Origin of the sequence: Halalkalibacter alkalisediminis, assembly GCF_028610705.1 — a bacterium.
Taxonomy (GTDB): Bacteria; Bacillota; Bacilli; order Bacillales; family Bacillaceae_D; genus Halalkalibacter; species Halalkalibacter alkalisediminis.
In genome coordinates this window covers 30,076-54,098 of the sequence record NZ_JAQQWT010000001.1, presented here as the reverse complement: position 1 = coordinate 54,098, position 24,023 = coordinate 30,076, and the positions used below count along the sequence as shown (strand labels likewise).

Genomic DNA, 24,023 nt, shown 5'->3' with positions numbered 1-24,023 from the left:
GAATTGGGGAATTTTAATGACTAAAAATTATTTTACAGAAAAAGAAATGCACGACCTATTTGTAAATCCTAATGTAAAGACTGTAAGTGATAAAGCAATTACCTATACAGATGAGTTTAGGAGATTATTTATATCAGAGAGTGAAAAAGGAAAACTTCCACGTCTAATTTTTGAGGAGAACGGTTTTAATATTGAAGCTATAGGTTCAGACAGAATTAAAAAAACGGCTAATAGATGGCGAACTGCCTATAAAAAGTCTGGAGTATTGGGACTTAGTGACTCACGCTCAAACACAACTGGAAGGCCGCTTCAGAGAGAACTTACGCTACAAGACAAAAATCGCAGATTAGAAGCTCAAGTTCAATTGTTAAAAGCTGAGAATGAGTTATTAAAAAAGTTAGAAATGATCGAAAGGGGGCTGGGCTGAAACGAGTAGTAGGTGCTGTCGAAATGAAGTTTATTTTAATTCGTTCTATTATTGAAAAGTACAAGCTTCGAAAAATGGTCAGTTTTCTATGTGATATTTGTGGAGTTTCACGTTCTGGTTATTATAATTATTACTCGATAAAATCAAAAGAACGGAGAAAGGCATGGGAGAAACAAGATAAACTCCTTAAAAAGAATATATTAAAGGCATTTAACTTTAAAAATCGTAAAAAGGGTGCTCGTCAAATTAAAATGACTTTAATGGGTCAGTTCAACCTTAACTACAACTTAAAACGTATACGACGACTCATGAAGAAATACAATGTTTTTTGCGCAATTAGAAAAGCTAATCCATACCGAAGGATGGCAAAAGCAACAAAGAAACATACTGTTTTACCTAACTTACTCAACCGCCAATTCAAACAAAATGCACCTGGAAAAGTATTACTCACAGATATTACTTACTTATTCTATGGTAATGGTAAGAAAGCATATTTATCAACGATAAAAGATGGTTCAACAAATGAAATATTAGCGTATAACGTTTCTGATCGCATTACTTTAGATATCGCAACAGACACTTTATTAAAGCTAAAAAATAATAAAAAAGTGAAGTTTCCAGAGGGGGCCTTCATACACTCCGATCAAGGATTCCATTATACAAACCCACTCTTTCAAAGGATGGTTAAGAAATATGGTTTAGGTCAATCCATGTCCAGACGAGGAAACTGTTGGGATAACGCACCACAGGAATCATTTTTCGGGCACTTTAAAGATGAAGCATATATTAAACCTTGTGAAACATTGGCTGAACTAAAACGTGAAGTTAAGAGTATTATGACTTATTACAATAATTTTAGATACCAATGGAATTTAAAGAAGATGACACCTATTCAGTATAGGAATCATCTTCTCAATGTAGCATAGTCTTTTTTTAAAGTGTCCTTTACAAAGGGTACACATTACTAAAGCCAGAGTCTCTAGGGAACTAGTCGACAAAGAAATGACATAACAATGCGTCACTCAAATATTAAATTAACGTTTAACTAGTTACTTGCTTATTACCTACTTGATTATCTAGCTGGTTATGTTCTAACACTCTATTTAAAATGGTATCTAGTATTTTTGTGAAAGCAGTATTTGTTCGGCTACGAGGCCTTGGTAAATTCACTTTATAATCTAGATGAATTTTCCCGTCTTCTATGAGGATGATACGATCTGATAATGCAACAGCCTCTTCGATATCATGAGTCACAAGGATAGCAGTAAATGATTTTCGCAGCCATAATTGTTCAATTAGCCTTTGCATTTCTAATCTAGTCAGTGCATCTAAAGCTCCTAAAGGTTCATCTAATAATAACAAGGATGGAGAATGGACTAGGGCTCTAGCTAATGAAACGCGTTGCTGTTGACCTCCTGATAAGACGGAAGGCCATTCATCCTTTCGATCTTCAAGATAAACATTTTGAAGAGCTTTTAAGGCAAGTTCCTGCCAATCCCCTCCTAAACCTAACCCTACATTTTGTAGTACGGTTTTCCACGGAAGAAGACGACCATTTTGAAACATAATCCTAACATCTTCAGGAATGCCTTTTACTTTCATTTTATTAATCATAATGTTGCCTTCTTTAGGTTTCTCTAACCCAGCAACTAAGCGCAAAATTGTACTTTTTCCACAACCACTTTTACCGACAATTGAAATAAATTCACCTTTTTGAATATCTAATTGTATATTCTTCAGTACATGTTTTTCACCAAAAGATTTACTAACATGTTGCATTTGTACATAGGGCTGCTTCATTCTTCATTCATCTCCCCTATTTATTTTTGATAATTAGGATTCCACTTTAAAAATCTATATTCTAATACTTTTGCCATCCAATCTGATAGCTTTCCAAGCGCGGCATATAAAATGATACTTAAAACGACAATGTCAAGTTGCATAAATTCTCTAGCATCCATTGCTAAATAACCAATACCAGCACTAGCAGAAATGGTTTCTGCCACGATCAGTGTTACCCACATAATTCCGAGACCAAACCTCAATCCAACTAAAATAGAAGACAATGCACCAGGCAAAATTATTTGCAAAAACAATTGCCCATTTTTAAGCCCATAACTCTTTCCCATTTCAATTAATTCTGGATCAACTGATCGAATCCCGTGAAATGTGTTTAAATAAATAGGAAATAACACACCTAAGGCGATTAGAAAGATTTTCCCTTCTTCTCCAATCCCAAACCATAAAATGACTAAAGGAATGAGAGATAAATGTGGAATGTTTCGTATCATTTGAATCGTTGAGTCAAAAAGGGTCTCTGATATTTTTGAAATACCATTTACTACTCCAAAAACAAACCCGATTGCACCTCCAATTAATAGCCCTAGTAATGCCCTCTGGGAACTAACAAATATATGTTCAAAAAGCTCACCATTAGATAACAGTTTAATAGTCGCTAAGCCGATATCTGACGGTGCCGGTAAGAATCTATTTGAGATCACCCCAATCACAGAAAAAATTTGCCAACACACTAACAATGAAATAGGAAGGGCCCAAGGAGCCAGCTTAGAAAAAATAGTGTTCATTCAAATCTTCAACCTTTCTACCTTGCAGCAATTCCCCCAAATGGACTTAACCACTGCTTATCGTTTTGTTGATTTTCTTGTTTAATGTCAAGCTTCGGAAATAATAATTCAGCTACCTGATACGCTTCTTCTAAATGTGGATAACCAGATAAAATGAAAGTATCAATTCCTAACTTTTCATATTCTCTCATCCGTTTTGCCACGACATCAGCACTGCCAACTAATGCCGTTCCAGCTCCCCCGCGAACAAGACCTACTCCAGCCCATAAATTAGGACTAATTTCCAATCCATTCCTATTCCCCTTATTCAGAGCAGTCATTCGCTTTTGGCCGACAGAGTCAAATCTAGAGAATACTTTCTGAGCAGCCTCTATATCTCCCTCTGTCAACTCACTAATTAGTCTATCAGCTGCCAGCCAAGCTTCTTCCTCAGTTTCCCTGACAATAACATGCAATCTTATTCCAAATCGAACCGTTCTTCCGGTTTTCTTTGCAACCTGTTTTACTTTTTCAATTTTCTCAGCAACTTGTGCAGGCGGTTCTCCCCATGTTAAAAACACATCAATATGCTGTGCTGTTACATTGATTGCCGCATCTGATGAACCTCCTATATAAAGTGGAGGGTACGGTTTTTGAATGGGTGGAAAAGCAATTTCACTTCCTACAAACTGAAAATGTTCTCCTTTAAAGTCACTTATCTTGCCACTCATAATCTCTCTCCAAACATGTAGAAACTCATCTGTTAGTTTATAGCGTTGATCATGCGGTAAATGAAGTCCATCTCCAGCTAATTCAACCGGATCTCCACCGGTAACAACATTAATTAAGAGTCGGCCGTTCGATAGACGGTCTAATGTAGCGGCCATCCTTGCTGCTACAGATGGGGAGATGAGACCAGGTCGAACTGCAACTAAGAATTTCATTCGTTCAGTAACAGAAATAAGAGATGAAGCTGTCACCCATGAATCTTCACAACTGACTCCTGTTGGTAAAAGAGCACCGTAATATCCTAAATGATCAACAGCTTGTGCAATTTGTTTTAGATAGGAAAAAGTAACTGGTCTGCCTCCTTTTGTCGAACCTAAATATCGCCCATCTCCATGAGTTGGAATAAACCATAAAATTTTCATTTACATCCCTCTTCTCTTATTTGTTTTCAATCACTGCATCATAAATATTTATTTCACTTGGAATTAAATCCAAGTTGTAAAATGTATCACCAATTGATTGTTGATCAAGTAATACTTCTTCTGTCACACGGCTTATTCCAAATTCTCTTCTTTCTAGAACTTTTTCCAGGATTGGTGCTTCTATGCTTACTTCTGGAGATAAAAATGCTGCAGCTTCACCAATATTTTCAGAAACCCATTGGTCAACCGAGTCAAGCTCCTCCAATATAATGGAAATAATTTCATCATTTACTTCAGCAAACGTTCTTTCGGCTAATAAAAATTCTCTATTTGCAACTAAGCCTTCGCCATCACGAAGGATTCTTGCTTCTAACTCAACCTCTGCTGATGCAAAAAACGGATCCCAAATTACCCACGCATCTACATCTCCACGATCAAAAGCTATTCTAGCATCACCAGGTGGAAGGTAAGTAACTTCAATGTCGTCTAGTTGCAATCCAGCATCTTGAATTGCTTTCACTAAAAGATAATGTACATTCGAACCCCTATTCAAAACCACTTTCTTTCCTTTCAAATCTTCTATTGACTTAATCGGTGAATTTTTTTGAACGAGAATTGCTTCTCCTTTAGGAGAGGCCGGACCATTTGCGATATAAACAATCGGTGCTCCTGCAGCTTGAGCAAAAATAGGAGGAGCTTCTCCTGTATGTCCAAAATCAATACTTCCAACATTTAATGCTTCTAGTAGTTGTGGTCCCGCTGGAAATTCAATCCATTCTATTGCAATTCCTTGATCTTTTAACCTTTCATCTAAATTCCCTTCAGCTTTTAGAATGTTTAGTGTGCCAAATTTTTGATATCCTATATGGACCGTTTCTATATTTGAATGGTCTGCTCGTGCTTCGATATTAGACCCTGAACTCCCTGTCTCTTTTTGTGCGGCACACCCTGTTATTAATGCAACATTTGAAATGAAAACAAGGAATATTATTTTTCTAAATAGATTCATTATAAAAACCTCCAGTTTAATGTTTTAATCTAAAAAAGACACTTCTCCACATACAAGGAAAAGTGCCTTCGGTTATCCGATCAGCAATGTGTATTTTTCTAACTAACTTCTATAACCTATAATTCATATCAATATACTATGATATATACAAAAAAAGTTACATCAATATTTTCTTAGCGTTTTTTCATATAATGATATCTCCTTTCAACCAAATACCCCAATATTTAGATAGGTTTTTATTTAATTTCAAAAAAAACTTTCATCCAATTCATATAAAAAGTTGAATGAAAGTCTCTAGTTATCTAGTCGACAATTATGATTATTTAATTAAACCAATAGAAATACTAGGTATTACACACAAAAATATATTTTTCCTTTGTTGGCACGATATTTTCGATCTTAAATAATAAAAGTATTTATTTATATGAATAATAAAGGCTAATTAAAAAGATGTCAATACTTTTTCTGATAATTAAATCAACTTCATTGAAGAATTCCAAATATATAGCAAGGTTATACATGAGAACTTGTCTTTAGGACCAGAAAAGAAACCAAGAGATGTGAATAACCTCTTGGCATAAGCTGAACTATAATGAACCCCAAATCCAATTCCTAATTTCCAATCACTACTGACCCACTTTCCATCGAGACAATCGTCTCTCTAACCTTAGAAGTAAGTAATTCACAAGCATTCCGATTGCAGAAATTGTTAATATCCCTGCGTACATATATGGAATCTGAAAGCTATGTTGAGAGTTAATAATCAAAAAACCCAACCCTGCTTTAGCACCAATCATCTCAGCAGCTATTAGAACCAAAATGGACGAAGCCGCGGGCAATATGACCTTTATAAAAAGTTTTATCGGAGTAATTGCCATTGATTTTGCTGATTTAATCAATAAAGGGTCCACATTTCGAACCGCACTAATGGTACTTATTAAAATCGGAAAAGTGCAAGCGTATATGACTACTGCTATTTTAGAGGCTTCACCTATACCTAATAATAAAATAAATACAGGTAAAATGGCCAATGCTGCTGTATTGCGAAAAGCTTCCAGTAAAGGATTAGCAAGATCTGAAAATAGTTTGAACCAACCTATCATAATTCCTAATGGTATTGCGGAAAGCACCGCTATTGTAAAGCCTATGATTGAACGAGCTAAGCTTGCCGTTATATGTTGAGCAAGTTGACCAGATAATATTAACTCATACCACCCGGTAGCTACTTGGGAGAAAGGAGGAAAGAAGGCAACCTCCACTAACCCGAATCTAGGTATTAATTCCCATGCGAGTAAGAGCAATATAATTGAGATTGTTTTAGTTAGTAATGTCGAAATCCATTTAGTGCTTTTTATGAAGAAAACCTCTGCGGATATACGCTCACGTTTTCTTATCATTTGAATCGTCCCTTCTGTTCGTGCCATCATTCATTCCCCCCTTATTAAATAATTTGCTTTTCATTATTTTGCGCTTTATCAACTTCTTCACGAAGTAGTGACCATATTTTATGACGATAAACACCAAATTCTGGTAAAGAACGGATGTCTTGTTTATAATCTAAAGCATTTAAAGGAATTTCTATAACTTCTTTAATTCGTCCTGGACTTGACGTCATAACAGCCACTCGTTGTCCAAGATAAACAGCTTCGTCGATGCCATGTGTGATAAAAACAATAGTCTTCCCTGTTTTTTTCCAAATGCCCAATAGTTCACTTTGTAATGTCTCTCGTGTTTGCGCATCTAGTGCAGCAAACGGTTCATCCATCATTAACACTTCGGGATTATACGCTAAACTTCTTGCAATCGCGATTCGCTGTTTCATTCCTCCCGAAAGTTCATGAGGAAAGCGATCTTCAAATCCATCTAACCCAACTAGTGATATATACTCTCTTGCAATTTGGATTCGTTCTTTTTTGGAGTAGCCTTTTAATTCTAAACCGAACGTAACGTTCCCTAAGGCTGTCAACCAAGGAAATAAAGCGTACTGTTGGAAAACAATTCCTCGATCTAATTCCGGTCCAGAAAGAGGGTTACCATCTAGTTTTATTACTCCACTATTTGCAGTTGTAAGTCCAGCTAACAAATCTAATAAAGTAGATTTTCCGCAACCGCTAGGTCCCACTATCACAAAAAACTCTCCTGCTTTAATATCAAGATTAATGTTGTCAACAGCAGTAAATTGCTTGATAGTTGCGCTCTTTCCTTTTTTACCCGGGAACGTTTTTGTTACATCCTGTATACTTATTTTTGTAGTCATCCCTTCAACCTCCCACTAACAAATTAGTTATTATATGGATTAAACTCATTTGTATAAATATCTTCAACTGAAAGTTTCCCAGGGTCTAAGAATCCATCTTCCTCAAGCCACTCAATCCAAACTTGAAATTCTGATTCTAGAATTAGTCCACCTTGTCCTTCTATTCCGACACTTTTCCAATATTGAACTAATTCTGTATCCTCATTTCGGCTCCGCTTCTCTATTATGCTTTTCATACGTTCTCTAACATCTTCAACTGGAGTTTCTCTTGCCCATTCAATGGCTTTTGCCATACCTTCAACAAATTTCGCAACGGTATTGGGATTATTCTTAATAAAATCATCTCGAAATACTAGGCTACCTGCGGTAAAAGAGCCAAATAAATCTGTATCTTTAAATAACGGATGAATGCCCCCTCGTTCTAAAGCCTTTTCCTTAATCACTCCTCCAAGAGTCGTAGCATCTAATTGACCTGAACGTAAGGATTGTTCTCCGTTTGCTGGCGGTATTACTACTAAAGAAACCTCATTTACTTCTTCTTTTGTTAACCCTTCCCTTCGTAAATATTCTACAATTGCAAATTCATGATGAGCTCCTAACGTATTCACTCCGATTTGCTTTCCAATTAAGTCTTTCGCTCCTTTAATAGGGCTATCGTCAAGGACGTAGTATCCATTCCACGTTTGATCATCTGAACCATAATATCCAATAAGAGCCGTAATTGGTGCACCTGCTTCCACTAGCTTTACAATCGCTCCATTAAATGCACCTCCAAAATCAATATTTCCAGTAACAGTAGCTTGAATGTTTTCAGGACCACTTGTTGAATTCCCTGTCCATTCTAATTTAAGTGGTTCTAAATAACCTAAATCTTCCGCTAGTTCCCAAAAAGAAACTTGACCTGCTGTACCGGAATAGCGGAGTACTTTTGTTTCAAACGCATCACCGCTTACATGATCTTGCGTTTTGCTAGAATCTACCTCTTTCGTTTCGGTTTGATTTGCTGAGTTGCACCCTATTAGTAGAAAAAGGAACATGATTGAATAAACAATTAGTGAAGAGTTACGAATGTTTCGCATGCTATAGCCTCCAATTTGTCATTTTAATTAATCCGACTAAATAAACTTATTTAGTCGGATTAATAAATTTATTAACTCAATTTTCCTACTTTCGTATTAACTAGTAAAGTAGATGTAGGACGGTTTAAGCCAAGATGTTCCCTAAGAGTATTCCCCGTATATTCTTTCCGAAATAACCCTCGTTTTTGCAGTTCGGGTATAACAAGCTCAACAAAGTCTTCTAATCCACCTGGTAAATAAGGAGGCATAATATTGAAGCCATCTGCTGCACCATTTTCAAACCATTCCTGTAACTGATCTGCAATTTGAACTGGTGTACCTTTTATTTCTCGGTGTCCTCTTGCTCCAGCAATTTGCTGGTATAATTGACGAATGGTTAACTGTTCTCGCTCTGCTAAATCTTTTAATAATTTAAATCTACTTTTTCCTCCATTTATATTTTTTATATTTGGTAAATCAGGTAGTGGCCCATCTACAGGGAATGCAGAAAGATCAAAACTGATTAAAGCCGAAAGCAAAGCAACACCTGATTTTTCTGGGATTAACTCGCGGAGCAATTGTTGCTTGTTGCTAGCTTCCTCTTCTGTCCGTCCAATAATAGGAAACACACCTGGCATTATTTTTAATTCATCTTTAGAACGACCATATTTTACTAATCTTGTTTTTATATCTTGATAAAATGCTTGAGCTTCCTCTAATGTTTGCCAAGCTGTAAAAATAACTTCTGCTGTTTTTGCTGCTAATTCTCTCCCAGCTTCTGATGAACCTGCTTGGATTATTACAGGATGCCCCTGAATAGGCCTTGATACGTTTAAAGGGCCTCTAACCGAAAAAAATTTCCCTTTGTGATTCACTTCATGTACTTTACTTGGATCAGCAAACCTTCCTGTGGTTCGATTAATTTGAAGTGCATCATCCTCCCAACTATCCCAAAGTTTTCTAACTACATCTACAAACTCTTCCGCCCTTTCGTATCTTGATTCATGCTCCGGGTGCTTACTTTTGTTAAAATTTTGAGCTTCAGCATCCCTTGAAGATGTAACGACATTCCAAGCTGCACGACCTCCACTTAGATGATCTAAAGAAGCAAATTTTCGTGCAACATGAAATGGTTCGTTATAAGTAGTGGACACAGTTGCTGTTAGCCCGACTTTGTTCGTAACAGCCGAGATGGCAGATAATAAGGTAAGTGGATCAGGACGAACCGTAACTGTTTGCTCAATCGTGGACTCGTGATGATCATTGACGGCATACCCATCTGCAAAAAAGATCATATCAAATTTCCCTTTTTCAGCCGTTTCTGCTAATCGTTTATATAGGTCAAATTGTTGTACTTGTTCGGCAGCACTTTCCGGATGTCTCCAAGAAGCAACATGATGTCCAGGAATCATAAAAAATGCACCAAGTTTCATTTCACGCTTATTGTCTCCCATCACATACCACTCCTAATTCTTTTTGATTTTGATTTTTTGTATAATTACCTTCTTTATTTAAACTTTCAAGGTAATTCTTCACCCCCTTAACAAAGTATAAGACCCCTTCTAAACAAGGGGCCTTTGGTCGTCCAAACGGCAACTAAATTGATCATAAAGAGGCCTTATCTGGAATAGATAGGGCCTCTAGTGAACTAGTCGGTCAAGTATTTTTTGTTTTCTTTTAGATAAAATAACTTTAATCAAAAATTAATCTGTATCTCCTTGATTAACTCAACCAGAGCCTGATTAATCCTTTCTTGTGTTTGATCCTCAAACTCTATGATTCCATTTATGTTATATTGAACATTTGAATCTAAAGAATACACACCATTCAATACTCTTTTTGAACCTAATGTAGCTAAAACTGGTTTAAAGCTATAATCTATCGTCAGAAAATGAGCCAATGTACCGCCTAATACAAGTGGGAGGACAACTTTATCTTCAAGCCCTTTTTGAGGAAGTAAATCTAGAAAAGTTTTTAAAACTCCTGTAAAGGAAGCCTTATAGACTTGACTTGCAACAATAACTGCATCTGCTTCTTCAATCTGCTTAATTGCAGTTAGTATAGCTTCGCTAGTAAAGCGCGCAAAGATTAAATCCTCAGCTGGAATATCAATAACATTCAATATTTCTACATCATTACCATTCTCCCTTAAAAACTCTTCAGCATAATGAAGGATTCCATTTAATCTTGAAGATTTAGATGGGCTCCCAGAAACTATGATTACCTTTGACATATAACTCCCCCTATTTTTAACAAATAAATGCCTGTGCTTTATAAAGTTACATTACAGCTTCCTTATTTCAAGAATTTTAAATAACTTCCTTCGTTTAGATAATCTGTTAGCTTAATGGCATAATGGCTCCTTCCATTTTTAGCAAACAAAAAGGATATAGAAAAGACAAAGGGAAACTCCCTCGACTTCTATATCCTTTGGTTAACCAATCGGTTTTTTGAATATTTTATTAATTGTATTTCATTTAAAGTATTCCTATAAGTCAAGTCCGAATTTAAAAAATCTTTGAATACAAAAAAAGTTCCGATCCTTTTTAAGATCTTTAGATAACATTTAAACAAGATAAGTCTAAGGCTGTTAGCGAACTGCTAATATAATTCTTAAATTAAACAGGAATCTAAGAATAAATTTTTTTGATGCAAAAATTTTGCCTGTAAAAAAATTAAGTCTGTGCCTAAGTATAAGTTCAGACCAAATTCCTTCCACTATTTATTTCGTTCATCATTGCTTTGAATTTATTAATTAATGCCCAGAGTGGCCACCCGATTCCATTTCTTCAACATCGTCCTCATCCTCCAACGCCTCTAGTTCTGCTTCAGACACATCACCAACAATCATTTGTTTCGTTGGCATGATATGCATGTCACGAGCTGTTACATGCGTTTGAACATAATAGACTCCGTCTTCTATAAACGTATGTGTAACCTGATAAATTCCTTCTCCTTGGAGAGCAGCCTCTATCATCTCACCTTCATCTCGTCCTGCGTGTTTCCATATTTCAAATTCCACTTCCTGTGCATCTTCAATATTCTCTTTTCCTTGAGTTACTTTTACCTCTAGCACGACTTCTTCTTGAGGCAAGATCCTCTCTGGAGTGAAAATGTCAACTGTGATAATTTCTGATACTCCATCCATTTTATCAGTGCTTTGCGTATTGCCCATGCAAGCCGTTAACACAAAAAGGACCATTGCCATTGTTAGTAATACTGTTTGCTTCATCCTATTTTCTCCTTTAAGTTCGATTCCCTATCCAGTTTACTGCCCTTTAATATACTTATTGTGAAAGCAACTTTCACCTTTTCCCTCTATTTTTCTTACTATATATATCTCTCCTTTACTTCTTATCTACTTTCTTCTTTTCTAGCTTAAACAGTAATTGTGAAAGGCTAGTGAAAAATCAAAAATCCCTCTATTTTTCATACGAAAAAAGGTGATTTATTAGTTATATTGCCTTTAAATCACCCTTTCTTATAAATATAGATTAGATTGTTTTAATTCTGATCTTCGCACTCGTACCTTGTCCAACCTTGGAATATAGTTCAAACACTCCATCATGCTTGTTAATGATCTGTGATACAATAGCTAGTCCAAGTCCAGTTCCTCCGCTGTTGCGTGTCCTTGCTTTATTCACACGATAAAAACGCTCTTTCACTGCTTTGAGATCTTTTTCAGGAATACCGATGCCTTCGTCTGCAATAATGAGTTCGCTCCAACCATGATCTGTTGTCAATGCAATACTGATTTGCTTATTCGCTGGAGTGTATCTTATCGCATTGTCTAACAGATTACGAATGACCTGTTCAAGGCGGTCACGATCGCCATAGATGATACTTTCTTCGTCCATATTCTGGACCAATCGAATGTCTTTCTGTGTGACAATTAATTCAAACGACTCAATCACTTCACTTATGAGTTGCGCAAATGCGATTGGTTCCCTTTGTATTGGATAAGAATCTCCCTCAAGTTGTGCCAAGTCAAGCAAGTCATTCACAAGACGTTCTAACCGATTTGATTCTTTTTGAATAATCGCAAGTCCCTTTTTCTGCTCGATTACCCCTTCTTCCATGGCTTCTGCGTAGCCCTTCATATAACTTAAAGGAGTTCTAAGCTCGTGAGACACATTCGCAAGGAACTCCCGTCTCTTATCCTCAACTTTTTCTAATGATGTTGAAAGACTATTAAATGAGTGTGCCAACTGACCCAATTCATCGCTTCTGTTAGCATGTATTCTCTTTGAAAAGTCTCCTTCTGCCATTAACGTTGATATTTGTTTCATATCACTTAATGGTTGAACAACATCGTTAATGACTTTCTTACTAATTAAGATAATTACTAAAATCACAACAATTAACGAAAAGATTAAAACCACTCGTATTTGTAGAAACGGTTCATAGACTTCCGATAAAGGCATTGAAAGTAATACCGCCCCCGACAAATGATCATTTTGAAATAATGGAACGGCTACCCCAAGTATATCTTGCCCAAAATGAGGATGCGGGCGAACCATCACGACGGTTTCTCCCTCCAGCAACAGTTGTCTTTCTTCAAACGTAATCATATTTTCATTGGAATATGGTTCAAACGGTATCCCGCTTCCTAATTGCATTGGATCGTCGGAAAAGAGAACATTTGAAGCAATCGTTTGCTTAGACCAATCCAAACGTTCAAAAAAAGCTTCTTCGCCCCTACGATGAAATTCAGCCAGATGCTCTCCTTCTGTCACTAATAATTCAATTTGTTTTTCTACGTAAAGTTCATCGTATAAAAATAAAGTGAGAAAGATGGCCCCTACGATAATGGTCAATAACATACAAAAGATTGCGATCCAAACTTTTTTCTTGATGGACCAATTTTTCATGAGTTTGCCTCAAATTTATACCCTACTCCCCAAACCGTCTTAATAAACCGTTCAGCAGACTTCAGTTTTAATCGCAATGTTTTAATATGAGTATCTACAGTTCGTAACGTTCCCATTTGTGAATCCATTCCCCATATTCGTTCGTGGAGATGCTCTCTAGAAAAAACTCGGCCATGATGCTCCATTAAAAAGAGTAATAAATCATACTCTTTTCTCGTCACATTAATGGGCTCTCGGTTTATATAGATCATCCGCCCAATCTTGTCTAGCTCTAATTCGAATATTCTTAGCCTATTTGTTGGGGCTTGTAATCCTTGAGACCTTCTAAGCGTTGCCTCTACTCGAGCTATAAGCTCCCTAGGACTAAATGGTTTGACAATATAATCATCCGCACCCATTTTTAATCCTTTAATTTTATCTTCTTCCCCGCTTCTTGCCGTTAGCATGATAATGGGTACTTGTGAAACTTCTCTTATTTTTTCACAGGCAATGAACCCGTCCATCTCATCCATCATGACATCTAATACGACTAAGTCAATCAAATATGTTTCCATGAGCTGTAGGGCTTCAAGGCCGCTTTGAGCTGTTAAGACATTATAAGATTCTTTTTCTAAAAACGAAGTTACAAGTTCGAGTAATTCCGTTTCATCATCAACGACTAATATATGACGAGTATTGTTCATCCTCTAATCCTCCAACAATATGATTGCATACGGACCAGTTGCAACCGGTACTTCCTCTATTAATTCAAAGGAGTGTCTATCGATAATAGAAAGAGAGTTGCCATCGAGATTGGTCACAAATAACCTGTCCTCATTTCCAGTTACAAAATTCGGATTTTGTCCAACTTCAATAACATCTTCCACTTCGTTTGTCTCTTTGTTGACCTTATATAACCCATGATCACCGTGGCATAATACATAGAAATAAGGCGAGTTACGATCCCCAAAGAAGTCAATCGGCATTAACCCAACCTCAATCTCATTAACTTCCCTTCCTGTGTTAGGATCGTAGGCCAAAATACGTTTATTTAACTCTCCGAATGAACCATGACCGCCAATCCAAAGGTTTTCACCGTCATAGTACATGCCAGATGGACGCTCTAGGACCGGAAACGTTTGTAATGTTGTTTGCAACTTTAGGTCAGTAACCGTAACATGATTACGCTCACCGCTAAGAACAAACAATTCATCAAACCCAAACTCCAAATCAGTTGGATAGGAGTCAACCTCTATACTCTGAACCAACTCTTCTCTTTTCATATCTATTTGATGTACTTGGTCATTCACAATATCTGTAACAAATAGATTTCTTGATGTTTGATCATATTGTATCGCAGTAAGTCCTTGATTTAATTTTAGAAAAGGTGAAACACTCCTCTTTTCTATATTATAGAGAAGAAGGGAGTCCTCACTTTGACTTGTAGCCACAATAGTGCCGTTCTCAATGCTTACCATCTCTGTAATCAGAAAATGACTATCTTCTGAACCTAGCACCTGATTTTGGACGACATCTAAAAAGGTTATCTCTTGCTTTTTTACATGAGCTACGATAGCCATTGGCTGATCGGTTTTAGGTACATTAAAAGATTGGGTATTGTTGCACCCACTTATCATAAAAGTAAAGCATACTAAAATAACAAAGCTGCAACGTTTCATTCGTTTCTCCTTTTTTCACCAACAGAACTTTAATTGTACAAAACGATCTTAGCATGATCATGTGAAATCTTTTTGAAGTTTAGCGATTTATCATTCATTTTCTCCTTGTTTTTATCCATTTATTTATGCATAGCTTCAATAAGTTTACAACTTAAACAACAAAAACAGACGCTCCTGTTTTAGATATGCGTCTGTATATTGAGTTTATTGTTTATTATTGAATTTTGTACGGGTTAACCTCGGTACAAATAACGATAAAAAGAAGGAACGCGCAAAACTGAATACGACAAAAGAAAACCAAACCCCATGATTTTGATAATTAGGTACAAATAACCAAATAGCAAGCAAAAAGACGATTAATGCGAGGATCATAGAGTCTCTAATAGATCTGGCTTCTGTAGCACCTGAAAAAATTCCGTCTAATTGCAAGCCCCAAAATCCAACAATAGGAAAAACCATCATCCAGATTAATAGTTCTATTGCCTCTTCTTTTACTGCCATGATGGTTGTAAATAATCCAACAATATTGTCACCAAATAAAAGGATAAATAAAAATAATACGATTGCGGCAATGAAGCCCCATTGTGCTGATAGGGAAAATGCACGTTGATAAAGAGATAGATTTCTACCTCCTATCGCCCTTCCGACAACGATACTCGATGCATTTGCAAATCCTCCAAACAAATAAGCCATGATATAATGGATTTGTAGTAAAATAGCATTGGCTGCTAATGTAACTTCCCCCATACTAGCACCCTTTGCCGTAAAGATCACGGTCATTGTAAGTAGACATATTGTCCGTAGAAATAAATCTCGATTGACCTTCAACATCTTTATAAGAGGTTCAGTTTCTATTAACATTTGTAGTTTCATGTGTGATATTTTAACTCTATTTGTCCGAAAAATGATCCATGCCCCGAATAGTACAGCACTGATTTCAGATATGAGTGTTGCATAAGCAACCCCTGCAACTCCCATTCCCAAGCCTAGAACAAAAACAATATCTAAAATAATATTTAAGACATTCATCAAAATTTGAGTTACTAAGGCTAATCGAACCTTTCCCAATCCCATAAGCCAACCAATCATCACATAGCTTAGTAGAATAAATGGTGCCCCCCAAATTCGAATAGAGAAATAGGTTGCAGCAAATGTCGATACCGCTTCAGTTCCTCCGATTAAAGATAATGCAATTTGTAAAATAGGTTGCTGGATCATGATGAACAACAAGCCAAATAACACGGCCAAAATCATCGGTCGTAGAAAGGATAATTGCATTTCTTTTTGATTATTTGCTCCTTCTGCTTGTGCAGTAAAGCCACTTGTACTAACCCTGAGAAAACCAAGCAGCCAGTACATTGTATTAAAAATAACAGCCCCAATCGCCACTCCACCAATCGAAGCTGGGTCAGGAATTCGCCCCACAACTGCTGTATCAACTGCTCCCAATATCGGAGTCGAGATACCGGAAATAACAAGTGGTATGGCTAGTGCTAAGTATTGCCTATGACTTAAGGTCAAAGCACCTTTCATTTCTATAGAAGCGGTTGCTGCCTTCATCCTTATCTCCTTTTACGATTCTTACGTTCGATTCTAGACTACTGTTCGTATTGCTAGTAGAACATTCTTTCACTCGCTGCTCGTTCACATTCAAGTAGCTATCCTCGCATTTTTCTAATTTGCTCTCTTTACAAAAGCTGATTAACCTCTTGCTCCATGTGTACAGTCTGAAGACTTCCCCGCTCATCAAGTATTATTTGAAAACCTTTCTTCCTCCAAAAAGTTAAACCACCAGGTAAAAAACGATGAGTATGGAGATACATGGTCTTATAATTTTTTTGTTTACAATAGTCAACCGTTCTCTCAAAAAGTAAGGAACCTATACCTTGTTGTCTTACATGCTGATCTACATAACACTTTATAATTTCACAAGTTGTCGCTAACTGATAACGATCTTTCAAGGAAACAATGCGCCCATCATAAGGTCTAACAGCAATGGTTCCTACTACTTTATCATTCAAGAATGCTGCCATAATTGTTGCATCACGTCGATTAATAAACAACTTCTCCATGTCATCAAGATCATTTCTAGATGCCTTACTTAACGGAAAAGGATAGACCTCCTGCATCGTTGCAAGTATAAAGGTTGAGACTGCATTGATGTCTTCTGTTTTTACTTCTCGAATGTTAATCATAAGTTCTCCTTCATTTTTCTGCAAATATGATTTATATTACTGTATCAATTACAATTGGCGGTTCAACTACATTATAAGAGTTTAACACAAGATTAATAGAAACCATTACGCTTATCAGCCCAACATTTAAAGGAAAGGGATATTTCTTAAAATTTCTTTTGGTAGGTCATCTTCACACTCACTGACTGTAATGTTACTCGATTGAAGCTGCTCTAATCAAGGCTTTTGTATAGGAATGACGATCCTTATGATAAAGTTCTGCCAGCTGAAACTGATCGACAATGGAACCGTTCCTAAGAACAATCACTTTTTCACATAAAAATGTAACAGCCCTTATATCATGAGAGATAAAAATAATCGTCATGTTCGTTTTTTTTTGAAGATCCTTCAGGAGACGCAAAATTTGAACTTGAACCGTAACATCTAAGCTTGCTGTAGGTTCGTCACAAACAAGAAGGGATGGTTCAATGCTTAAAGCTCTAGCGATACTCACTCGCTGCTTTTGCCCTCCACTTAATTCTCCTGGATAGCGATCGACCATTTGTTTGTCTAAACCCACTAATGCTAAAAGCTCTTCTGCCATTTCTTTTCTTGAAAGTCCTTCTGCCGTTAGAAAAGAAGGGGTAACTTCCTTAAAGTTATCTAGAGGTTCAAGTATACTTTTCCATATCGGCAGCTTTGGGTTCAGCGTACTAGTCGAATCTTGGAAGATCATTTGAACACTCTTTCGGTATTGACGTAACAGGGCTCTTTTTTTCGGGGCTATCGGTTTCCCATTAAAAGTAAGATTGCCTTCATTATAGGGTTCTAATCCTAAAAGCACTCTTGCTAAAGTACTTTTCCCACTACCACTTTCGCCTACTATCCCTAGGCATTCTCCCGCTTTTACACGAAAAGATATGTTATCCAAAGCAGAAATGCCCTTAGAATACTGTTTTGATAGACACTCTACAATTACACTCATATCGAAACCACTCTTTCATTTCGTACGGATTGTTCTTCAGGTAGGGAAAGCAAACAAGAACATAGTTTTTTTGTATATGGGTGCTTATGATGACAGCGAATCTGTTCGGGTAAACCTTCTTCAACGATTTCACCTTGATGCATCACATACATGCGATCCGTTCGCTTATAAGCTTGGGCTAAATCATGAGTAATCATCAGGACAGCACAACCCGTTTCCTGCCGAATTTGATTGATATAATTTAATACTTTCTCTCCATTCATCACGTCTAACGCTGTTGTGATCTCATCACATATAAGCAAAGAAGGCCTTAGTACTAAAGCCATTGCAATAGCAGCACGCTGAACCTGTCCACCACTTAAATGAAACGGATAACTTTGGTAAACTCGCTCAGCATCTAGACCCATCTCCTCAAGAGCATTAGTTGCCATGTTCTTTGCTTCTTTTTTTCCAACCACATGATGGGTACGAATCGTCTCAACCATTTGCTTTCCAATCCTAATAAATGGGGTAAAGCTCCCCCTGTAATCTTGAAAAATCATGCCGATTTCTTTCCCAAGAAGTTTACGGTGTTCTTTTGATGAGAGCTTTATCAGATCATCGTTCTTATAAAAAATCTGACCTCTTACATTCATTTCTGACGGAAGAAGACCCATAATGGCTTTAACTGTTAAGCTTTTCCCGCTTCCACTTTCTCCAATTAAACCAACAATCTCACCCTTTTGTATCTCTACATTTACGTTTCTCAAAAGCGGCTTTTCTCCACCTTTATTTTCAATATACAAGTTCTGGATAGAAATAAGGGGCTTGCTCACAAATAATCCCTCCCTTTTCTAATATCAAAATAACTTTTCAATCCATCTCCTAGTAAGTTACAACATAGAACAGTTAACATGATTGCAAGCCCCGGGAAAATCATCAATGAAGGGATCACTTGAAAATATCCTCGACCATCGTTAAGCATCGCTCCCCATTCTGGGATAGGTGGTTGCGCTCCAAGACCGATATAGGACATTGCTGATATAAGTAAAATCACTTTCCCTACATCAATTGCTGCCATTACAATAATGTCTGGCATCACCTGTGGTAACAAATGCATACGGATCGTTTTAAAAGAATTAGAATGAGACACCTTTGAAACTAGTACATACTCTTTTTCTTTTTCTACAAGGACCAAACCTCGGACAACCCGCGCATAGACAATCCACCTCACTAAAACAATGGCAATGATGATATTCGTTAAGCTAGGGCCTAGCATTCCAGCGATTGCAATCGCTAAAATAAAATCAGGAAAAGCTAAAATTCCATCTATGATTCTCATAAAAATAGCATCGATTCTCCCACCAATGAAACCAGAAATGAGCCCGATTGGAACGCCAATACATATAGCCATTACTATGGCAAACAGTCCGAGTCCAATCGTTAGTTTAGCCCCATATGCAATTCTTGAAAAAACATCTCGACCTAATTGATCCGTTCCAAGAAAGTGAACAGACGATGCCCCTTGCAATCTGTTTCCCATATCAATTTGAAAAGGATCATGAGAAACGAATGTACCTCCAAGAAACGTCATACATGCAAGAAGCATGGCAAGGAACATGCCAATAACTAGATTAGGATTACGGAGAATTCGAGATGTTTTCATCAATGCTACTTCCATTACACTAACTCCTTTCCTTGCTTGATTTGAGGATTAATCACCAAATACAGTAAATCTACAATAAGATTTGTGATCACTACTAAGAAACCGACAATAAGGATATAACCTTGAATGACCGGATAATCACGTTGCATAACCGCATTCACAATCAGTTCCCCCATCCCTGGCCAGGAAAAGAGAATTTCAATAACCGTTATTCCTCCGAGAAGACTACCTATACTTAATCCAAACATAGTAACTAGTGGGATCAAGCTTCCTCTAAGGGCATGAAAAAGAAGAATACGACTCTTTAGCAGCCCTCTTGCTTTTGCAGCTTCAATGTACGAGCTTTGCAACGTAGAGATGAGTCTTTCTCGCAAAAGTCGAATATACATAGGAGCCATGGCGACACCAAGAGTTATAGAAGGCAAAACAAAATGAGCTAACGTACCTTTACCCATTACCGGTAGAAGGTTAAGCTGTAAGGAAAAAAAGTAGATTAATAACAACCCAAGCCAAAAGCTTGGAATAGAAGCTCCCACCATTGCAATCCATCTACTTAAATAATCAGGCCAACGATCTTCATATACAGCTCCTAACGTCCCAAGTGGAACTGAAATGAGAAAGAGTACAATCAAGCCTCCTATCGATAAAGCAATTGTCGCAGGCAATCTGCTTAAAATCATATCGAGCACAGGCCTTTTAGCGATGATGGATTCTCCTAGATCAAATTGTGCAACACTCCAAATCCATCGACTATATTGCACTAAGACTGGTTGATCAAATCCATATTCTTTCATTAACCTTTCCTCTTCAGCTGTCGTTGCTATCACATCATCTACCTTTAAAATAGTTCTAATAGGATCACCCGGAGTCAATTTCATTAATAAAAAAGTCACAAAAGAAAGGATTAAAACCATTATGACTAATTGGACCATTCTGGAACCAATTATAGACAAAACTTTCCGCATATTACTCACCTCCCAAACATCGATTGATAAAAAGATAACAAGAAAAGTGAAAGTATCTTAAGACACTTTCACCTTTCTACTATTCTACATCCATTTTATTTGTAATTAAGTAGTATTCTTCAGACCCTGGACTCCAGTTCTTTACTCGTTCGTTGACTCCTACAATAATATGAGGATATAAAATAAACGATTGTGGAACCTCATCTTGAATGATAGCCACAGCTTGCTTTTGCAGATCAACACGCTCTTTTAGATCAGCTGTCACATTTAGTTGTTTCGTTATTTCATTTAGTTCTGGAATATCGATTTGTCCTGGATTTAATGAACCCTCTGGTAAATAGGCAACATTTAAGAAATAGCCGCCATCTCCTCGAGGTGCCGTTAAATTAGAGTACGTCACTAGATCCCATTCTTCCTGTTGATCCCATAAATAACTATCAATGTTCTCAACCGTTACAATATTAATCTCAATTCCTAGACTTGCAGCTTCTGCTTGCAAGTATTGTGCCATTAATGGAAGTTCTGGTCGTCCCTGAAAAGTTGCCAATGTTAACTCAAGGACCTCTCCCTCTTTTTCTAACTTCCCATCGTCATTCATCTCGTATCCTGCTTCCTTCAGTAAAACCTCAGCTTGTTCTGGATCATAACTTTCTGGCTCTTCTTCACTTGCGAATGCAAAATCAGGATGGAACGGCCCATTGGCAGCCGTTGCATGTCCATTCATAATCTCACTTACTGTTACAGGACGATTAACAAGAAAATCTAGTGCCTTTCGAACTCTTACATCTTGTAGTGCTGGCTTTGCCTGATTATAAAGAAGGAAATGAACACGTAAGCTTGAAATTGATTCAACACGAAGGTTTTCACTATTTTCGATTGGATCTAACGCCTCAGGAGGCAAATGATAAGCAATGTCTGCTTCACCTGATTGAAGAGCAAGGGCCCTGACATTCCCATCAGAGTTAAACTTTATTGTCACCTCATCAATATTCGCCACTCCGTCCCAGTAATCTTCGTATCTTTCCAGCTTAATCTCTGCTTCCGCTGTAAAGTCAACCACTTGGAAAGGACCTGTTGCGATTGGTTGTTCACTAATATTTTCTACATCCGCCTTTATAATAGAAGTATTTGTATGTACTAGCTCAGAAAGAAATGCTGGATACTCTTCTGTAGTTATAAAGGTAATTTGTTGTCCGTTTGCTTCCATAGATTCAATTTTTAAGTTCGTTACAATCGCATCATTTACATTCATTACACGCTCAAACGAAGCTTTTACAGCTTCCCCATCAACGGGAGTTCCGTCGTGGAATGTAACACCCTCTTGAATGTTAAATGTCCATGTTTTCTCATCGTTTTGTTCCCATGATTCTGCTAACCATGGCTGGATTTGCAAATCTTCATCAATTTTCACTAATGTTTCTGCAATACCTGCACGAACACCCATCCAGTCCTGATGAGGATCGATCGTTTTAGAGGCAAAACTGAATAACATTGTTAAAGACTTATCTTCTATTTCTGAAGACTCAGTTGTACCCTCTTCCTGCATAGCAGGTGTAGAACCTTCACTTTGATTATTACAACCTGTCATTAAAATGAGAACAAAGACAAAAAGCATTTGAATAATGGCATTCTTTTTTATCATGATTTATTTTACTCCTTTTCCCGAAAAGTCATCACAAATCGAAATAGTTATTATTTGCACTTATAAACTATACTTAAAACTATTAGCAATCGTCAATAACAAATCGTAATATTTACGAATTATTTTCAGGTGAAAACTTTACTTCATAGATGATTTCCTCTATCATATAAATCGTAATGATTTTGATTATCATGTGATTAGAAAGGTGGTTGTCATAAATGGCAAAAAAATCAAAGGTTGCAAAGGAAAAGAAAAGACAAGAGCTTGTTGCACGTTATGCTGAAAGAAGAAGAGAACTAAAAGAAAAGGGGGACTACGTAGCACTCAGTAAGCTTCCAAGGGATTCTGCGCCTAGCCGATTAACAAGAAGATGCGAGCTAACAGGCAGACCACGTGGTGTTCTGCGTAAATTTAAACTCTCAAGGATTGCTTTTAGGGAGCTGGCTCATAAGGGGCAGGTTCCGGGTGTAAAAAAATCAAGTTGGTAAAAGGGATGTGTGAAGATTGGAAAAACAAAAACCTCTAACAGTCGTAACAGGCTTCTCTTTAAAAGACAAATGTGATGTAATTAGAAGAATTCAAGGAAATAAGAAAAAAAACATTAAGGTGATCCTCTTTCGTCCTACAGATGTTAAGTTAGTCATCCATTCAGAAGATCCCTTTCCTCTTACACACTTTATTAGTGAAGCTGTTCATCATGTAGAGATAAATACAATACCCAATCTGATCACTGCACTAGAAGAGGAATCTTGTAACCATCATTTAGACGAGATTATTTTAGATATTCATCCAATCTCAGATCAACATTCTCTCTTTGAAAGCTTAACTTCTCAAAATGGAAACTACAATTGGTTCATTAAGTCCCATATTCATGTTATTGATGCAAGAGATTTTTGGTTTTCTTATTACTCTGAACATGGGATCACTATCAGTGAAATTGATTCTAACCTTACACTAGAGTATACATTTGGTGAAACACTCATTAATCAGTTAGAGCTGGCTGAAATGATTTATTTGTCTAATACAGAACAGCTTTCACATGAACGACTGGGTGAATTAATGGTGTTCATACAAAACTTACAACCGAAAGCTTTAGTAAGTAAGTTGAACGATATGAACTGGAGAAACGAGGATAAAAAGACTGCTTTTGACATGAAAGCAGCCTGCCACCTCTATGTTGATCAAATCAATCTTTTCACTTCGAGGAGTAACATGAAAGTCATAGGACAATATGGCATTGAAACTTTTGTATATCAGAGCTTTTCGCCAGTGGACTTTAGCCGTTTAGAACAATTTTTTACTAAGCTTCCCAGTGAAGTCTTCCGCATGAAAGGAAGATGTTATAATCCCTTTACGCAAGAACTCTATTCCATTTCCCAAGTCGGCTCGTCCATACAAGTTGACACAACGAATATATACTCTGAAAATTTGACGAATACGTTGACTGAGTTGCTATTCATTGGTTCTGAATTAAATCAAGAAGAAATTGAAACAATGCTAAATGACTGTTTACAAATTCAATATGATAACAGGATAGCTTACTAGAGGTTGTTCAAAAAGGTAGTTTTTTTTCGAGGTCGCTGAAAAAGGTACGGTTTTCACCTTTTATCAGTGGCC

At 37.0% G+C, this 24,023-nt stretch carries 23 protein-coding genes; 3 read left to right on the top strand and 20 right to left on the bottom strand.

Annotation, left to right across the window (positions count from 1 at the left end):
* The first annotated feature begins 16 nt into the window (after positions 1-16).
* Positions 17-1,353 (top strand): IS3 family transposase gene (locus PQ474_RS00250; RefSeq protein ID WP_273839478.1). Its coding sequence is split into 2 segments (ribosomal slippage): positions 17-401 and positions 401-1,353, totalling 1,338 coding nucleotides; the frame shifts between segments, so codons are not numbered across the junction.
* Positions 1,354-1,468: 115 nt separating this feature from the next.
* Here the strand turns inward: PQ474_RS00250 and PQ474_RS00245 are convergent.
* The 20 genes from PQ474_RS00245 to nikA all read right to left on the bottom strand — a co-directional run bounded on the left by PQ474_RS00245 (position 1,469) and on the right by nikA (position 22,406).
* Positions 1,469-2,227: an ATP-binding cassette domain-containing protein gene (locus tag PQ474_RS00245; RefSeq protein WP_273839476.1), complete on the bottom strand. Its 759-nt coding sequence runs from the start codon at positions 2,225-2,227 to the stop codon at positions 1,469-1,471.
* A gap of 20 nt (positions 2,228-2,247) precedes the next feature.
* A complete protein-coding gene (locus tag PQ474_RS00240; RefSeq protein WP_273839474.1) occupies positions 2,248-3,012 on the bottom strand; it encodes an ABC transporter permease subunit in 765 nt (254 codons plus the stop codon).
* Between the two features lie 17 nt (positions 3,013-3,029).
* Positions 3,030-4,142 (bottom strand): FMNH2-dependent alkanesulfonate monooxygenase, encoded by a 1,113-nt coding sequence (gene ssuD / locus PQ474_RS00235; RefSeq protein WP_273839472.1) that lies wholly within the window; start codon positions 4,140-4,142, stop codon positions 3,030-3,032.
* Between the two features lie 16 nt (positions 4,143-4,158).
* Entirely contained in the window at positions 4,159-5,151 is a 993-nt protein-coding gene (locus tag PQ474_RS00230; RefSeq protein ID WP_273839470.1) for a sulfonate ABC transporter substrate-binding protein, read from the bottom strand.
* 626 nt (positions 5,152-5,777) lie between these two features.
* Positions 5,778-6,575, bottom strand: a complete 798-nt coding sequence (locus PQ474_RS00225; protein ID WP_273840266.1) for an ABC transporter permease — start codon at positions 6,573-6,575, stop codon at positions 5,778-5,780.
* Between the two features lie 17 nt (positions 6,576-6,592).
* Positions 6,593-7,408 (bottom strand): ABC transporter ATP-binding protein, encoded by an 816-nt coding sequence (locus PQ474_RS00220; RefSeq protein ID WP_273839469.1) that lies wholly within the window; start codon positions 7,406-7,408, stop codon positions 6,593-6,595.
* A 23-nt stretch (positions 7,409-7,431) separates the two neighbouring features.
* Positions 7,432-8,487: an ABC transporter substrate-binding protein gene (locus PQ474_RS00215; protein WP_273839467.1), complete on the bottom strand. Its 1,056-nt coding sequence runs from the start codon at positions 8,485-8,487 to the stop codon at positions 7,432-7,434.
* A 71-nt stretch (positions 8,488-8,558) separates the two neighbouring features.
* Positions 8,559-9,920 carry an LLM class flavin-dependent oxidoreductase gene (locus PQ474_RS00210; protein ID WP_273839464.1) on the bottom strand — a complete coding sequence of 454 codons (1,362 nt, stop codon included), beginning with the start codon at positions 9,918-9,920 and terminating at the stop codon, positions 8,559-8,561.
* Between the two features lie 242 nt (positions 9,921-10,162).
* Complete coding sequence (ssuE, locus tag PQ474_RS00205; RefSeq protein ID WP_273839462.1) at positions 10,163-10,699, bottom strand: NADPH-dependent FMN reductase; 537 nt, start codon at positions 10,697-10,699, stop codon at positions 10,163-10,165.
* Between the two features lie 522 nt (positions 10,700-11,221).
* Positions 11,222-11,698 (bottom strand): FixH family protein, encoded by a 477-nt coding sequence (locus PQ474_RS00200; RefSeq protein WP_273839460.1) that lies wholly within the window; start codon positions 11,696-11,698, stop codon positions 11,222-11,224.
* A 262-nt stretch (positions 11,699-11,960) separates the two neighbouring features.
* Positions 11,961-13,337: a sensor histidine kinase gene (locus PQ474_RS00195; protein ID WP_273839458.1), complete on the bottom strand. Its 1,377-nt coding sequence runs from the start codon at positions 13,335-13,337 to the stop codon at positions 11,961-11,963.
* Entirely contained in the window at positions 13,334-14,020 is a 687-nt protein-coding gene (locus PQ474_RS00190) for a response regulator transcription factor (RefSeq protein WP_273839456.1), read from the bottom strand. Before PQ474_RS00190 ends, PQ474_RS00195 begins: the two co-directional genes overlap by 4 nt.
* A 3-nt stretch (positions 14,021-14,023) precedes the next feature.
* Complete coding sequence (locus PQ474_RS00185; RefSeq protein ID WP_273839455.1) at positions 14,024-14,995, bottom strand: hypothetical protein; 972 nt, start codon at positions 14,993-14,995, stop codon at positions 14,024-14,026.
* 204 nt (positions 14,996-15,199) lie between these two features.
* Entirely contained in the window at positions 15,200-16,555 is a 1,356-nt protein-coding gene (locus PQ474_RS00180) for an MATE family efflux transporter (protein ID WP_273839454.1), read from the bottom strand.
* A gap of 128 nt (positions 16,556-16,683) precedes the next feature.
* Positions 16,684-17,190, bottom strand: a complete 507-nt coding sequence (locus PQ474_RS00175; protein ID WP_273839452.1) for a GNAT family N-acetyltransferase — start codon at positions 17,188-17,190, stop codon at positions 16,684-16,686.
* Positions 17,191-17,383: 193 nt separating this feature from the next.
* On the bottom strand, positions 17,384-18,154 hold the full coding sequence (locus tag PQ474_RS00170; RefSeq protein ID WP_273839451.1) for an ABC transporter ATP-binding protein: 771 nt from the start codon (positions 18,152-18,154) through the stop codon (positions 17,384-17,386).
* A complete protein-coding gene (locus tag PQ474_RS00165; RefSeq protein ID WP_273839449.1) occupies positions 18,151-18,969 on the bottom strand; it encodes an ABC transporter ATP-binding protein in 819 nt (272 codons plus the stop codon). The genes PQ474_RS00170 and PQ474_RS00165 overlap by 4 nt, the downstream gene beginning before the upstream one ends.
* Positions 18,966-19,814, bottom strand: a complete 849-nt coding sequence (gene nikC, locus PQ474_RS00160; RefSeq protein WP_273839447.1) for a nickel transporter permease — start codon at positions 19,812-19,814, stop codon at positions 18,966-18,968. The genes PQ474_RS00165 and nikC overlap by 4 nt, the downstream gene beginning before the upstream one ends.
* The gene (nikB, locus tag PQ474_RS00155; protein ID WP_273839445.1) at positions 19,814-20,764 is read right to left on the bottom strand and encodes a nickel ABC transporter permease; all 951 of its coding nucleotides are present in this window, start codon (positions 20,762-20,764) and stop codon (positions 19,814-19,816) included. Before nikB ends, nikC begins: the two co-directional genes overlap by 1 nt.
* Before the next feature lie 79 nt (positions 20,765-20,843).
* The gene (gene nikA, locus PQ474_RS00150; RefSeq protein ID WP_273839443.1) at positions 20,844-22,406 is read right to left on the bottom strand and encodes a nickel ABC transporter substrate-binding protein; all 1,563 of its coding nucleotides are present in this window, start codon (positions 22,404-22,406) and stop codon (positions 20,844-20,846) included.
* Positions 22,407-22,624: 218 nt separating this feature from the next.
* Here nikA and rpsN point away from each other — a divergent pair, with 218 nt between their 5' ends.
* A complete protein-coding gene (gene rpsN, locus PQ474_RS00145; RefSeq protein WP_273839440.1) occupies positions 22,625-22,894 on the top strand; it encodes a 30S ribosomal protein S14 in 270 nt (89 codons plus the stop codon).
* Positions 22,895-22,910: 16 nt separating this feature from the next.
* Complete coding sequence (locus tag PQ474_RS00140; RefSeq protein WP_273839439.1) at positions 22,911-23,951, top strand: GTP-binding protein; 1,041 nt, start codon at positions 22,911-22,913, stop codon at positions 23,949-23,951.
* The last annotated feature ends 72 nt before the right edge of the window (positions 23,952-24,023 follow it).

Coding starts and splice junctions, on each gene's coding strand:
- PQ474_RS00180 (WP_273839454.1), bottom strand. CDS start 16,555: ATGAAGGCAGCAACCGCTTCTATAGAAATGAAAGGTGCTTTGACCTTA.
- PQ474_RS00230 (WP_273839470.1), bottom strand. CDS start 5,151: ATGAATCTATTTAGAAAAATAATATTCCTTGTTTTCATTTCAAATGTT.
- PQ474_RS00190 (WP_273839456.1), bottom strand. CDS start 14,020: ATGAACAATACTCGTCATATATTAGTCGTTGATGATGAAACGGAATTA.
- nikB (WP_273839445.1), bottom strand. CDS start 20,764: ATGCGGAAAGTTTTGTCTATAATTGGTTCCAGAATGGTCCAATTAGTC.
- PQ474_RS00185 (WP_273839455.1), bottom strand. CDS start 14,995: ATGAAACGTTGCAGCTTTGTTATTTTAGTATGCTTTACTTTTATGATA.
- PQ474_RS00225 (WP_273840266.1), bottom strand. CDS start 6,575: ATGGCACGAACAGAAGGGACGATTCAAATGATAAGAAAACGTGAGCGT.
- rpsN (WP_273839440.1), top strand. CDS start 22,625: ATGGCAAAAAAATCAAAGGTTGCAAAGGAAAAGAAAAGACAAGAGCTT.
- PQ474_RS00215 (WP_273839467.1), bottom strand. CDS start 8,487: ATGCGAAACATTCGTAACTCTTCACTAATTGTTTATTCAATCATGTTC.
- PQ474_RS00240 (WP_273839474.1), bottom strand. CDS start 3,012: ATGAACACTATTTTTTCTAAGCTGGCTCCTTGGGCCCTTCCTATTTCA.
- ssuD (WP_273839472.1), bottom strand. CDS start 4,142: ATGAAAATTTTATGGTTTATTCCAACTCATGGAGATGGGCGATATTTA.
- ssuE (WP_273839462.1), bottom strand. CDS start 10,699: ATGTCAAAGGTAATCATAGTTTCTGGGAGCCCATCTAAATCTTCAAGA.
- nikC (WP_273839447.1), bottom strand. CDS start 19,814: ATGGAAGTAGCATTGATGAAAACATCTCGAATTCTCCGTAATCCTAAT.
- PQ474_RS00245 (WP_273839476.1), bottom strand. CDS start 2,227: ATGAAGCAGCCCTATGTACAAATGCAACATGTTAGTAAATCTTTTGGT.
- nikA (WP_273839443.1), bottom strand. CDS start 22,406: ATGATAAAAAAGAATGCCATTATTCAAATGCTTTTTGTCTTTGTTCTC.
- PQ474_RS00195 (WP_273839458.1), bottom strand. CDS start 13,337: ATGAAAAATTGGTCCATCAAGAAAAAAGTTTGGATCGCAATCTTTTGT.
- PQ474_RS00175 (WP_273839452.1), bottom strand. CDS start 17,190: ATGATTAACATTCGAGAAGTAAAAACAGAAGACATCAATGCAGTCTCA.
- PQ474_RS00200 (WP_273839460.1), bottom strand. CDS start 11,698: ATGAAGCAAACAGTATTACTAACAATGGCAATGGTCCTTTTTGTGTTA.
- PQ474_RS00210 (WP_273839464.1), bottom strand. CDS start 9,920: ATGGGAGACAATAAGCGTGAAATGAAACTTGGTGCATTTTTTATGATT.
- PQ474_RS00170 (WP_273839451.1), bottom strand. CDS start 18,154: ATGAGTGTAATTGTAGAGTGTCTATCAAAACAGTATTCTAAGGGCATT.
- PQ474_RS00220 (WP_273839469.1), bottom strand. CDS start 7,408: ATGACTACAAAAATAAGTATACAGGATGTAACAAAAACGTTCCCGGGT.